11 protein-coding genes are annotated in these 13,968 nt (G+C 48.3%); 4 read left to right on the top strand and 7 right to left on the bottom strand.

Annotated features, from left to right (window positions below):
- Nucleotides 1-8 precede the first annotated feature (8 nt).
- Complete coding sequence (locus U2F10_RS27870; RefSeq protein ID WP_163663644.1) at nt 9-470, top strand: GatB/YqeY domain-containing protein; 462 nt, start codon at nt 9-11, stop codon at nt 468-470.
- 85 nt (nt 471-555) lie between these two features.
- Here U2F10_RS27870 and U2F10_RS27865 read toward each other — a convergent pair whose 3' ends face one another.
- The 7 genes from U2F10_RS27865 to U2F10_RS27835 form a co-directional block, all read right to left on the bottom strand.
- Nucleotides 556-1,605 carry a fatty acid desaturase gene (locus tag U2F10_RS27865; RefSeq protein ID WP_499873908.1) on the bottom strand — a complete coding sequence of 350 codons (1,050 nt, stop codon included), beginning with the start codon at nt 1,603-1,605 and terminating at the stop codon, nt 556-558.
- A 248-nt stretch (nt 1,606-1,853) separates the two neighbouring features.
- Nucleotides 1,854-2,291, bottom strand: a complete 438-nt coding sequence (locus U2F10_RS27860) for a 23S rRNA (pseudouridine(1915)-N(3))-methyltransferase RlmH (RefSeq protein ID WP_499062169.1) — start codon at nt 2,289-2,291, stop codon at nt 1,854-1,856.
- A gap of 136 nt (nt 2,292-2,427) precedes the next feature.
- A complete protein-coding gene (locus tag U2F10_RS27855; protein WP_163663650.1) occupies nt 2,428-2,613 on the bottom strand; it encodes a hypothetical protein in 186 nt (61 codons plus the stop codon).
- Nucleotides 2,614-2,714: 101 nt separating this feature from the next.
- Nucleotides 2,715-3,299, bottom strand: a complete 585-nt coding sequence (locus tag U2F10_RS27850) for a hypothetical protein (RefSeq protein WP_163663652.1) — start codon at nt 3,297-3,299, stop codon at nt 2,715-2,717.
- 185 nt (nt 3,300-3,484) lie between these two features.
- Nucleotides 3,485-5,119, bottom strand: a complete 1,635-nt coding sequence (locus tag U2F10_RS27845) for a CHAT domain-containing protein (protein ID WP_250564909.1) — start codon at nt 5,117-5,119, stop codon at nt 3,485-3,487.
- A 46-nt stretch (nt 5,120-5,165) separates the two neighbouring features.
- Entirely contained in the window at nt 5,166-7,457 is a 2,292-nt protein-coding gene (locus U2F10_RS27840) for a protein phosphatase 2C domain-containing protein (RefSeq protein ID WP_163663655.1), read from the bottom strand.
- Entirely contained in the window at nt 7,450-7,791 is a 342-nt protein-coding gene (locus tag U2F10_RS27835; RefSeq protein WP_163663657.1) for an NAD(P)H-quinone oxidoreductase subunit M, read from the bottom strand. The genes U2F10_RS27840 and U2F10_RS27835 overlap by 8 nt, the downstream gene beginning before the upstream one ends.
- A 139-nt stretch (nt 7,792-7,930) precedes the next feature.
- Between U2F10_RS27835 and U2F10_RS27830 the strand changes: the two genes are divergently transcribed.
- From U2F10_RS27830 to U2F10_RS27820, 3 genes are all read left to right on the top strand, one after another.
- Nucleotides 7,931-8,590 carry a histidine phosphatase family protein gene (locus U2F10_RS27830; RefSeq protein ID WP_163663659.1) on the top strand — a complete coding sequence of 220 codons (660 nt, stop codon included), beginning with the start codon at nt 7,931-7,933 and terminating at the stop codon, nt 8,588-8,590.
- A gap of 197 nt (nt 8,591-8,787) precedes the next feature.
- On the top strand, nt 8,788-9,627 hold the full coding sequence (locus U2F10_RS27825; protein WP_163663661.1) for a hypothetical protein: 840 nt from the start codon (nt 8,788-8,790) through the stop codon (nt 9,625-9,627).
- An 859-nt stretch (nt 9,628-10,486) separates the two neighbouring features.
- A complete protein-coding gene (locus U2F10_RS27820) occupies nt 10,487-13,966 on the top strand; it encodes an AAA-like domain-containing protein (protein ID WP_163663663.1) in 3,480 nt (1,159 codons plus the stop codon).
- Nucleotides 13,967-13,968: the final 2 nt, after the last annotated feature.

Below are 13,968 nucleotides of genomic sequence, written 5' to 3'. Positions count from 1 at the left end.
TTTTAATCATGTCCCTTAAAGACCGCATCAGCGACGAAATTAAAGCTGCAATGAAAGCTCGCGATAAGATTCGCCTAGAAACCGTTCGTGGTATTAAGAAAGTCATTCTAGAAAAAGAAACAGAAGTACGTCCCAAGGGTCAGGATGCGCTGACTCCTGAACAAGAAATTGAAGTTGTCACTCAGCTAGCTAAACAGCGTAAGGACTCGATTGAACAATACAAGAGTGCAGGTCGCGACGACCTGGCTGAGAAAGAAGCTCAAGAACTAGCTATTTTGCAAGAGTACTTGCCTGAGCAAATGTCTGATGATGAAATTGCAGCAATTATCGATGAGCTGATTGCTAAAACTGGAGCTAGTGGTCCTCGCGATATGGGAAAAGTGATGGGGCCTGCCATGAAAGAAATGAAAGGCAAGGCCGATGGTGCCAAAGTGCAGGCGTTAGTAAAAGCGAAGTTAGCGGGTAGTTAATTCAAGCTTTAAAAGAAAGAGTGTAAAAAAAGAGCGTGCAAAATATTTTGCACGCTCTTTTTTAAAATCTCACTGTAACCTCAGACTATCGACGAGGCTGATAGTATACTTTTTGACCCTCATTGGGCACAAAAATACACTCGCGAGCAGAGCGCCAGAAGCTAGTCCAGATAGAGTCTTTACCCTCTCGGTAATAATCTCCTAAGATTGGCTTGATTGCCTCAGTTGCATCTTTTAAGTGGTAGTGAGGCATATTCAAAAAGATATGATGAGCCACATGGGTGCCAATGTTATGGTGAATGTTGTTGATAAACCCATAATCGCGGTCAATGGTAGACAGTGCACCCTTGAGAAAGTACCAGCTATCATTGCGATACCAGGGGATATCAGGTTCTGTGTGGTGTAGAAATGTGACCAAATCTAGCCACATCACGAAGACTAAATAGGGCATGACGTAGAACTTAAACAGAAAGACTAGGCCAAACTGTAAGCCAATCGCACCCAGGAAGCCGATAAACAGGGTCCATAGCGTTGTGCTTGTAATCACATCCCACTTTTCGGAGGGGCGAAATAGATCGCTGCCGGGCATAAAGTGAGATCCTTTACGACCAGGTGAACGCTTGAATAGATAAAAAGGATAGGCTAAAAGAAACAGATTGAAACGGATCGCTTTGCCAATCGCATCCATTTCGTTATATTCATCTTCAGAAACTGGATACCAGCTTTCGTCTGTGTCGATGTTGCCAGTGTTGGCGTGGTGAGTACGGTGACTAATTCGCCAGCCATGGAATGGCACCAATATGGGGGTATGGCTAAGGTGACCAATGAGATTATTTAGCCACTTGTGCTTTGAAAAAGAGCCATGGCCACAATCATGACCCACAACAAACAAGGCCCAGAACATAGTGCCTTGCATTAACCAAAAGAGAGGGAAAAACAACCAGGAGTTGAAGGCGTAAGCTATGCCATACAGGCCAGCAATAATACCAATATCTAGAAAAAAGTAAGCTAGGGAGCGACTAGTAGACGGTTCAAAACAGTAGTCCGGAATCGCATCCTTTAGATCTTTAAGGGTAAATGGAAGCTCGCTCGTAGATTGGGTTGAAGACCCAGTTGGGCGGGTAGTTAATTGCACTTATTACCTACGTTTGACATCTAAAATCAAGCTTTGCAACCTGATATATTACGGACTGGAAAAGCACCCGCATCAAGCCTTAAAGCCGATTCACAAAGCTTTACAATACTATAGATTGAGTCACAGACGTGACGCTAGATAGTCAATTCGAGGAAATGTTCTGACAAAACACGTAGTCTTTACCGGTACTTAACAGAGACCGGCACGACAATTATCGGGTGAAGTGCTGCACTTCAGGTAGTGATGCATTACTTGTGATAGCTGCCGCCTTGCAGGATAGTCTTACCGCGATACAGCTGTTCTAACAACAATAATCTTGCGACTTCATGGGGGAATGTCATCGCCGATAAGCTCAGTACCTGATAAGCCTTGTGCTTGAGATGGTAGCTAACTCCATTAGGACCACCAATAAAGAATACCAATGCACCAGAAGCTTCTTGACCTAACCACTGGCTAAAGGCAACTGAATCGTAATGCTTCCCGTCCTCTGAGAGCACGATCAGTTTGTCATAGGTCTTCAGTACACCGAGTACCTTGGTTGCTTCAGTATCTGGGTCAGTATCTTTGATTTCCAGGAACTCAATTTCGGGTAGCCGCTGAATATATAGACCAATACCGTCTTTGAGCCAGTCCTTTTTAATTTTGCCGACCGCAATGATTTTTACCTTAGGAAAGCTTTGCCCCATCTGTTGCCAGTTTTGAGTGTTAAGTGCTGAGTTTTGAGTTGGTTAACCGAGTGCCACTCCTCTCAGAGTAGCCTGGGAGCTAACTCAAAATTCAAAACTTTACTCTACCGGTGTGGAGGCAAACTCTGGTAACTTTTCAGCGTTGGCAGAGAAGGCTGCAAGCTTTGGGTAATTTGCGGGGTTGATTGACGTCAGCTATGTATAGCTGGGTAAACCACCAGGCCACAGCGACAGTAATATCCGACTGCGTGGGTAAATAGCAGGCTGGGGACATTGCCACCCGCCTGACATAGGGAGAATCAAGCATGCCCATCAGCTGCATAGGCGTACCAAGGGTAAGCGAACACTTCTGAACAAAAGGGAAGCTTGATGACTATACGTCACCCCTTAGATGTTTCTATAGATCGTGCTAGGGTCAGTTATTTATTTTTGTTCAGTAGTGACATAGTCAATGGCCCATCTAGCTGCTGCTAGGCTAATACGGGCTTGTTCCATCGATGATAGGGATTCCCATTCGATGTCACGCACTGAGTTAATGGTGGCATCCAATATTTCCTCTTGACCACGCATGGCGTGAGCTAAAGGACGGGCCATAACTTGCAGATCGGCATCATCCCATCCAGTGAGAGTGTCGCGAACACAGGTAATTAGCTGCTCTGCTAGAGGGCGACCGGTATTGACCACTTGAGTGGCTTTGGCCGTGATTTGATTAATCACGTCTTTAGATAGACGACTAGCAAAACGCTGGGCTAAAGCTGCTTGGATAGATGTTCCACCCCAAAATGCATCTAGTTGAGCTGAGAATGCTTGCCAACCAATCTTGGCTTCCTCATCTGACAGTGCTAGCTCATCACCAGCAGCAGTAGCCTCTGCAAAATAATTCGATGATTCTGCAGGGGTCCATGGATAAGGTTCTTGAAGTGCCAAAATTGACTGCAGCATTTCCTGCTGAGCTAGATTTTCTGCAGATAGATGTTGCTTCGAAGAAGAATTTTTGTGGTTGACCATGGTAGTTTTACCCTCCCATAAGTTCATTGAGCTGTGACAGGAAGAGGATACAGGCTTGATTCCAAGTGTTCCGCATCTAATTATTGAACTTACGGCAAACTTACGCTAAAAGACGTAAGTTCGTATACCCAAACATCGAAATTTTGTCTAAAAGCAGCTCTGAGATTGACCAAATTATGGGAGTTCTAGGTCTCTCCAGTGGGCTCGATTAAAAATTCTAGCAAACAGCCATCTGAGCTACCAAAACGCAATTGTGTGCCTGATGATAGGGGAATTTCTTGGCGATGGATTTGCTGCCATCCTTCGTCACTGAGATAGTAGGTGCCATAACGTGAGAAGTCCCGCAAAAAGTAGGTGGGTTCTGAGGCTTCTTCCGCAGCAGTGGCACGACGATAGAAAATTTCAGCGTGCTTGCTAGATACCCAGGGTTCTCCTATGACCAGATCATTGTCGGGCAGACGTCCCACGCGCATTAAACCTCGATAAATTGGCCATACTTTGCCATCGCCACCAATTTCACGAATGCTGATGGTGTGGGCAGCAGCACGGCCACCAATGCCGGAATCGCCTGGGAGACGGGTAATGTCTGTGGGCATGGGGGTGAGTAGCTCCCCATCAAAGTCGGGGTGCATGTAGAGCACGGGCAAGGTCCATGCGGGTTGATTGAATTTGTAGAGTGTTAGCAAGTGCTGACGTGCGATCGCAACCGCTTCATCCACAGGTTTCCGCTCGGCTAATGCTTGGGCAAATTTCTGAATAAAGCTCAGAGCTTCCTCATCCGCAATGGAATCCCGCATCGCCAATACAGCGGGGACACCATGGTGCAGTAAGACCTCTGCCAGGCTGCTGCGGGGAATGGCCTGCTGGCCGCTGCATTCGGGCTGGGCACCCCAGCAGGTATTGAATACAGCTAGCTTCACACGACAGCGGGTGAGCACCTGGGCTAGCTCTGTACCGTTGAGGGTGGCATTGGGCTGGAGAAACAAGAGGCCACCATCGGGCGCAGGGATGCCATGGCCAGCGTAGAAAAAGACATTGTAACGATAGCGCTCTAAATGTTGTACAAGCTCTGCTGGCGAAGGCTGTAGCAGCACATCTACCTGACGCACCACCCGGCGACCGGGTCTGGAGTCGGCTCTGCTTTCCAGAATGTTTTTGAGCAGATCGGCTTCTTTCTCAAGACTCAGGGTGGCTGCAGCCCGATCGTCTGACGCCCCCCCATCGTCATGACCGACAACCAATAATATTTTCAGCCCATTGTCCAAGCCCCAATCAGCTAAGGGATCAACGTCACTGGTGGTGCGACTAAACAAGATCTGCTGGTTAAGCGCCACTGCCGGACGTCCGGGTTGGGACTGCATAATTTCCCAGGGCACGCTGATCAGTTCTGGATCTCGTATTTCTAACCGCAAGCGCATGACCGTGCTTTGACCTTGAGCAATACCGCAGCTGTGGTCCAGGCTACTTTGGACGGGACCATCAAACAGCCACTGCCAAAGATTAAGCCCCAGGTGCTGCATTAACCGACTGCTGTAGCTATTGGTCTGACTAGACTTGGACAAATCATTGTTCTCGTCTAGCAATAATTGGGGTACATAGGCGGAGGGTATGTGGGGAACCTGGGGCAAACCGCGTAACGAAAACATTGACTGCCAGGTTTGCCAGGCTTGGGATAAGGTATGGTTCCAAATCCGGTCATGATGCACATGGCCACTGGGAAATGGAGACTTGAGCACCCAAATAGCGTAATGTTCTGGATCAGCTGCCGTGAGCCGATCCAATGCAAGCCATAGACAAAGTGACTCTGAAGAAGATGACATAGAAGCGGTCATAAACGTCCTGCCACAGTAAAAATACAATACACACCTATTCGGGAGGGCAGTTGAGTACCTCAGCAGTGCGAGCAATTTGCGCCAACTCTGCTTCTAGCACCCAGCCTTCTTCTCCGGAAGTTAGTGGAATGGTTCCAGGGGTTGTGACAACTGAATTGGAATTAGCTGGATCTAATTCACTGGTACGTGGTCCAGTTTCTTCGGTGCTGGTTGGCGGTTGGTCAGTAGACTGACCAACCGCAGGAACAGCACAAACTTTTAGCTTGACCCAGCGGGATTGATCAGCCGCTGGCTCCTGTCGGGTTAAAACTTGGACAATGGCACCATCCGTAAGTTGTCCCAGTTGATCACTATTATCGTCCTCGGGGGTTTGGGGAACCGCCACCAGCTCAACGGGTTGACTCAATTGTAAATAGCTTCCTGGCGTTAAAAGTGGATTGGTCAGCTCATCGTCAGAAATACCTACTGTCTGTGTTTCTTGACCAGTTTCCTCCTGAATAGTTTCGGGAACTCCAGTTTCTGAGCTAATGGAAAGCTCCCTAAAAAACACCATGGTCAACGTGGTTGCTGTACCAAGAATGGCCACTAGCCCGAGTAAAACTGGCCATAGGCTCGACTTTTTCTTGATGGGTTGGACCGCAGGGGGGGCCTCTCTAGCAATTACCGTTGCCTGGGAGGAGGCTACCGTTCGTTGAGACTGGGTTGGGACAGAAAAGGCTAGTTGATTGGGGGACGGTATCGGTACCCTAGGTGGTTTTAAGGCTTGGGCGCGACCTGCAACTACTCCAACGGTGACGTTGTCATGACCGTTATAGGAATTGGCGAGCTTGACCAGGTTAGTAGCAGCTGTGGCAGGCTTTGATTGGCCTGTTAGTACTGGTAATAGATGGGTGTGCCAAGATTGTTCAACCCGATCATAGTCACTTAATCCATCGGAGCACAGGAGCAAAACGATGTCATCGTCAAGGATTAAGCGCTTTATGGCTACATGGAGTGCAGTGGAATGTCCCATGCCTAAAGCCTGAATCAATGCTCCTGTGGCTGGGCGATTCACCACATCAGCATAGAATCCATATCCCAGGCGGACTTCGCGAGCTGCTACATCATCATCAAAGGTTATCTGGCGGCAGCTGTTAGCACTGATGCGGTAGGCGCGGCTATCGCCCACATGGGCAATGTAAATTTGGGCACCGACAATCAGCGCCATGACCAAGGTGGTGCCCATGCGATCGCGAGCCTGACGTTGCCCCCGGTCATTATGCTCAGAGATATTGTCATTAGCGACACCAATAGCTTGTTCAATGGCCAGGTTGACTGCTACGGGGTCATGCTGGGGCTGATGGGCCAGTTCATCTAACAGCGGGGCCAGTTGTTGTTGAATCGTTGCGATCGCAAGCTGGCTGGCCACATCTCCACCTTCGTGCCCACCAATTCCATCACAGACCAGTAGCAACAGGGGTTGCTGACTGCGGCGCTTACTATTAGGTCCAGCAGCATGGGTTTGGTTCGTCCCACTGGCTGGATAGCAAGCATCTTCATTACGCTTGCGACTAGGCCCTTGATCGGTCAGTACTGACAGACTATAGTCCGCCTGATAGCCTTTAGTTGTCACCGCAATTGCCTGGTCCAGACAAGCTCCCAAGACCTCTGGTGTCTTAATCTTGCCAGTCGTAAGTTGGTCACACAGACTTTCGAAAAACTCTCGAATCGAGGGTTGCGCCTCAGGGACCAGTGATTGCCAAAATTTTCCTAAATCACTAAGTGTGACCGCCTGCAAATCATTGCTCAGCTCCAGCAGCCGCACCAACGAACCATGAACCCGTAAAAGCGTCTTAGATAGCAGACTGCTAGCGACTTGTTGCTCGGTAAAGTCTGACCATAAACCTGCTATTTGCCACAGCCAGTTCAGCTGCCTCAGGGGTGAAGCCATCGGCCATTCCTTCATGAGGGTAGGCAGCAGTTTAGGCTGGTTATCACCCGGTTCAGCAGCAATGGCGGCTGCATCTAAAAGCAACATCTCACGCCCTGTGCCTTTGTTGAGCAGGGCATAGGGTTGGGGCACATGTAGTCCGTGGGAGGCCAGTATCAAATATGGCCAAATATGAGCTGGAACAGGTTCCGGTGATACCGGAGGAATTCCAGGCTCAGTATCTAGCACAATCTGCTGATGCTGCCAGGCATAGCGTTTATCCAGATGGTCAAGAGCCAACTTCCCCTGTCCCACGGCCCATAGGTAACGGTGGGGCAAAAAAGTTTGACAGGAGGTGCAATGCTCGTTGCCCTCTGGATTAATGACCTGACATTCAGGGTTTGGACACTTAATCACTCTCAGATACCACGCGGGGTAAGCCCATACTATAGTTGAGTACCCGACTTCTCAGGTTGTAGCTAATTTGACCTGATTGCAGCAACGTTCTCACAAAATGCTCAAGATCAGAGCCGATGCGACGTAAGTTGTAATCGGTAAGTGCTTCCCCGGTGGCGGCTTCAACTAATCGATCAAATTCTTTATAAATCTGCTGCAGAGCCTCATCAGGCCAATTAAACTCGTTGTCGGGATCAACGTCTAACGTCAGTTGATTCTCACTCGGTACAAGCTCATTGTTCTCAATGTCTGCCGCAAAGATATGGATATGACGTGTGGTGGACTTGAGCAGCATGGATTTAGTTGCATGGTTGAAGACGCCTATATTGTAAACGTTTCCTCGCAACCGCTTTATGGGCGATTTTTTAGCTTTGTTGGTAATTCATATATCCCTATACTTCACGAGTATTGAGTCAAGCGCTGCAAGATAAGGGATGGCTGAGTATCTGAAGTTACTGCTGGTTCGGCACGGTGAATCACTTGGGAATCTAGAGGGCCGTTTAGAAGGGCAAATGTCTACGGCTCTATCTGCTACGGGTCAATGGCAGGCTCGTCAGTTGGCAGCGTATTTACAGGAATATCAACCTGACCCTGTCTGCATTTACAGCAGTCCGTTACAGCGGGCGGTTGAGACGGCGGTTTATTTAGACGCATTAATTGAACGCCCCATCCAGTATGAAGTCGCCCTACAAGAGCTACACCAGGGAATTTTTCAAGGGTTAACTTGGGCTGAGGCGAGTAACCGTTATCCCCAGATCTGTGAGGCGTTAACAAAAACGTTAGATTATCAGCCCGTACCTGAAGCCGAAACGTTAGTGGCAGCTTATCAACGGGCGGCAAACTGGTATCAAACCCTGTGGCAGCGCCATCAACCAGGTGATTGGGTTTGGATGGTGACCCATGGGGGCTTTATGCAGCAGCTGATCAGGGTGATTTTAGGGTGCGATCGCACCTGGCAAATTCCCATTCGCCACACCGCCCTATTTGAGTTCTGGCTACTTAATCCGGATCTGACTAAAGACCGTCAGCATAACTCAGAGTGCTGGAAAATTTTAAAGTTTAATGAAACTCCCCATCTAGGGCAGAATACTTGAACCATCAAGGCACTCAATTTTTTGCAGGCTATCCATATATATACGGAAATTCCGGAGCAAATTGGATAGCTATGACATTTTTGAGGTAACCTTAATGCCCAGCACCTGGAACATCTTGTGCAACTAGATGTCAGCTGTAACCAGGTGTTCTACCACTCTGGGATGATTGTAGTGATGGTCTCTTGGAGACTATTTGCATGTATACTACTACACTTACTGATATCAATGATGTCTTTGGGCAAGCCCAAGACGGCAGCGTAGCGGCCATTATTCAAATTCTTAACGATCGGTTAGCAAACAACGGCATCCGTACTCGTGCTGTCTTTGTCGATAATGTGCTTCAACTTTTGTGTGAAGCTCCCACCAATGAGCAGCTTGAGAAATCGGTGGTCGTTGAAAATATTCGAAATATTCTAGAAAATATTGCCCCTCGCCGAATTCGGCGAGTCAAAATTAATAGTCGCCTTGTCCAAGAACAGCAGCTACTCTGGCTTGAAGAAATTAGCCGCGACCCTGATAATCATCTGCTTTGGGCAGAAACGATTATCCTCAAGCAACCCCATTGGTTTAAGCGCACCCTGCGTGATCTAAGGCGTCCTAAATTACGAACGGACATGCCAGAGGGAGCTTCTAAGTCTGATCTGCGGCAGCGTAAGTCGTTTCTTGGCAACATTATTGGCGGTCTATCCGTTGCTCTCTTACTAATTGGTATCACTGCTTGGGCTTATAAACGGTTGGCAACGGCTCCTTCAGTTGCTGACTCTTCAGAGCAAACAGCCTCGGCTCATCTGCCTCTACCTGAATCCTATGATTCGTTTGCCCGAGCCGTTCGCATTGCTGAGCAAGCTGCTAAGGATGGTTCAACGGCAGAGACGTCATCTGATTGGCTAGCATTAGCCGCCCGCTGGCAGCAAGCCTCTGATCTAATGGCGGAAGTGCCAGTGGCTGATGAGCGCTATCAAATTGCTCAGGATAGGGTGAGTGCTTATCGCTCAAATAGCGAGAGTCTACTGCAAAAAGCCAGACAGGTAGATTAGGTGTATTGATAACCACTACTCAGCAGTAACAGTGTGTTAGACGCTTGCGCTTAAATAATTACCCCATTACCCATCACTCATCCACCCATCGACAGCCCCAACCGGGGTTTTATTTTTGTGCAGTCCCTTAGCAGGCAGTGGAGCCTGACTATCGACGTTTTACCTTGGCCATTTTTGGGGTGGCTGCACCAGCGAATCTGAGTGCAGCCACACAACAAACACTATTTCATATCGCTCGCTCGATTATACTCCATCGATTCAGTCTGCCTGGAAGTGAATGGAACCAGTGGTTCAGGCATAAAAGATCGATAAAGATCGATAGTGACAATTGAGAGAAACAACACACAAGATCTTCATACACAACAAATCGAGCAATTGTTGTTTAGTGTCACTAGATGGCGACAGCAAGGATGTTGTTGCTAGCTCTACTGAGGGAGAAGACTATTGCAGACTAAAGACCATAAGAGCCATGGGAAATTCTTGTTAAATCAAGATCATAAAACTAGAGAGAGAGAGAACAAAAAGTCTCTAAAGCAACAGTTCCAGTTTCAACTATGTAACACTTAGTCTCGTTGCAAATTTAGCGATTGTTTATTTAGGGAATGCACCAGCCTAGCACCGTTGCTATTTGACGGTGTCTCACAACTAACGTTATCCCAAAGATCAGCAATACCCACATTTACTAGCAACCGTTGCCGAAAATGGAACGTTAACCATGGAAAGTCTGGATACAATCTTGACACTTAATGAACTCAGCTAAGCCTGCGATTGGCTCAAGGATCACTTGAGTACTAACGTAATGTCTTAGCTAGCGATCGCAATCTCTGCGACAGTGTTCCCCCTCTAGCCCAGCTTAATCATGGCCAACTACTATCAAATTGGAGGCAGTCTTGACTATCAAGCCCCCACCTACATTGAGCGACAAGCGGATAAAGAGCTATACTCCGCTCTGTTAGCGGGTGATTTTTGCTACATATTCAACTCTCGCCAGATGGGAAAATCTTCTCTTATGGTGCGCAGTTGGCACCGTCTACAGGAAGAAGGCTATCGCTGTGCCGTTATCGATGTTACTAATATTGGCAGTGATCACATTACCCCCGAACAATGGTACAGGGGGCTGATGGGCACCCTGGCACTACAGTTTGGTCTCCGAAAAACAATAGACATTCGGAGCTGGTGGGAAGCACACAGCCACTTATCGTTGACTCAAATTTTGAGTCAGTTTATTGATATGTTACTGGCTCAGTGTCCAGACCAACGGTTATTTATCTTTATCGATGAAGTGGATAGTCTGCTGAATCTACCGTTTTCAGTCGATGACTTTTTTGCGCTCATCCGCTTTTGTTATAACCGTCGTACGGTGGAGCCAGCTTACCAAAGGCTTACCTTTGCCATTTTTGGTGTGGCGGCTCCGGCTGATTTGATTGCCGACAAACAACGCACACCGTTCAATATTGGTCGAGCAATTATGCTCACAGGATTTAGCCTCGAAGAAGCCGCATCCTTAGGCCAAGGCTTAAAGATTCAAACCGAAAATACCCAAGCCATTTTACAAGAGGTATTGAATTGGACAAATGGACAGCCCTTCTTGACTCAGAAGGTTTGTCAGTTATTAGTTACCTCTAGTCAAACAGCGGTCAATGACCCATTAAATATACCGCTGGGGATGGAAAAGTTTTGGGTGGACAGTGTAGTACGAGATCAAATTCTCACCCACTGGGAATCGCAGGATGAGCCTGAGCATTTGCGCACCATTCGCGACCGATTACTCTATGATGACCGTCGTACAGGACGCTTGCTCGGGATTTATCAGCGCTGGTTAGAAGGTCAAACAATACCCACCGATGATAGTCGCGATCAGATTGATCTATTGCTAAGCGGGTTGATGGTGCAGCAACAGGGAAATCTCTGTGCCAAAAATCGAATTTATGAAACCGTTTTTAATCTGGAGTGGATACAGCGGCAGTTGACCGCCCTCCGCCCTTACTCGGAAGCCTTTAACGCTTGGGTGGCTTCAAAGCAGATTGATGAATCCCGATTGCTGCGGGGACAGGCACTGCACGATGCCCAAACCTGGGCCAGGGGAAAAAGTCTCAGCGATTTAGACTATCGCTTTTTGGCCCTGGGACAAGAACAGGAGCAGATTGAGATTCAGCGATCGCTAGACCTCGAAAAGGCTGAAGCCGCCAAACGGACCACCCGTCTACAACGCATTCTTTTAGGCATCACGTCAGGGGCATTAGCAATCGTTTCACTGCTGGGTGCGGCAGCATTTTTGCAATATCAGCGGGCGATCGCCAGTGAACAAACCGCCCGCCTCAACGAAGTTCAGGCGCTAATTTCATCGGCAGAAGGGCAATTTGCCTCCCACCACGAACTGGAAGCGCTGATCGATGCTATCAGGGCAAAACGCCGACTTCAGGAACTTGAGCAAGCTCCTACAGAGTTGACCGTCGCAGCAGATCGGGCTCTTAACCAGATTATCTACTGGATGAGTGAGCGCAATCGCCTGTCAGGCCATGAAGGACATGTTTTGGGCGTTACCTATAGTCCAGATGGAGAATTGATCGCAACGGCGAGTGGCGATCAAACCGTCAAGCTCTGGGCCAAGAACGGTCAACTACTACACACCTTTGCAGGTAATGCCACTACCTTTGGTATCGCGTTTCATCCCCATCTCCCCCTACTAGCGGCAACTAATTTGGACGGTAGCTTACAAATTTGGCATCTCGAATCCAAAACATTGTTGCAAACGATTCAAGCCCATGAAGGCGCTGCCTGGAGTGTGGCCTTTAGCCCCACAGGAGAATTTTTAGTCTCAGGTGGAGCCGATCATCACGCTAGGGTATGGACTCTAGACGGAAATTTGCTCAAAACGCTGTCGGGGCATCAAAGCATGGTTTGGCAAGTTGCGGTGGGTGCAATTGAGCAAACAATTGCCTCGGCCAGCTTGGATAATACCGCCAAAGTGTGGACTGCCGATGGTGAACTCTTAAGTGTATTACCTGGTCCCCTCGACGGTGGCAGTCTTTGGAGTTTGGCTTTTAATGCGATGGGTAACTTACTAGCTACCGGTGGTGACGGTGAAGTGATACAGCTCTGGAACCTTGATGGCAACCTTAGCAAAACCTTGGAGGGGCACACAAAGCGCATTGAAGACGTGGCCTTCGCTGCTGATGGTGCTACGATCGCATCCGCAAGCCTGGATAGAACCCTTTGGATTTGGGGCACAGATGGCAGTCCCTGGCGTATTCTTCAAATTCCAGGAGATATCCGCGAACTCAGCTTTTCTCCAACCGATGTGCAATCCATCGTGACAACCGGAACTCAGAACACTGCTCAACTCAGACAGTGGGAAACACCGCTGCTCAAAACCATTTTTCTAAATGACGAGATTTGGGATCTTGCCATCAGTCCTCAAGGTGATCGAATCATCTCTGGCGATAGCTCAACAGTTAATGTCTGGGACACCGAGCGAAACATCGCTGCCACCCTACAAACGGACACAATTCTGTTTGGATTTGACTTTAGTCCAGACGGCCAAATGATTGCAACATCTGGACACAATGGCACCCTTAAACTTTGGACCCAGGAGGGGCGTTTCCTAAGAGATTTAGAGGGGCATCAACTACAGATTTGGGATGCTGCCTTTAGCGCTGACAGTCAACGGGTGGTCGCTGGTGCAGAAGACGGTAGTATTCGAGTATGGACTGTTGAAGGAGACCTCATCCAGACTCTAGACGGTCATGATGGACAACGCATTTATCGTGTAGCATTTAGCCCTGACAATCAAAATTTCGTCTCAGCAGGTTCAGATGGTACGCTACAGATTTGGAACGCTGATGGGAATCGCCTCCATACAATTGAAGCCCACGATACAGATATTTTTGGGTTAGCAGTAAGTCCGGATGGTCAGTTCATTGCCTCTGCCAGTGCCGATCGTACCGCTAGGTTGTGGCGATGGGATGGCACATTGGTCAGCACCTTTGAAGGACATACCACCGGTCTTTTCGGGGTGGATTTTAGTCCTGACGGACACATGGTAGCTACTGCCAGCGCTGATAACACGATTACCCTGTGGACTCTAGACGGTAAACCTATCAAGACCCTATACGGCAAAGATTCTGGCTTCAAAAGTGTGAAATTTAGCGCCACAGGAGAGCTCGTCACTGCCACGGAAGACGGCACACTGACCCTGTGGAACTTGGAGAAGATATTGGCATTGAACGAGCTGGAATATGCCTGCAACTGGATAGCGGATTATTTACAGACCAATATCGACGTGGTGGAGAGCGATCGCACCCTCTGCAAAGATATAACAACAGTTAATCCGTCTTAATA

The sequence above is a fragment of the Leptothoe sp. EHU-05/26/07-4 genome (assembly GCF_043421015.1).
GTDB classification, from domain to species: domain Bacteria; phylum Cyanobacteriota; class Cyanobacteriia; order Phormidesmidales; family Phormidesmidaceae; genus Leptothoe; species Leptothoe turfae.
This window is presented reverse-complemented; position numbering and strand designations above follow the sequence as displayed.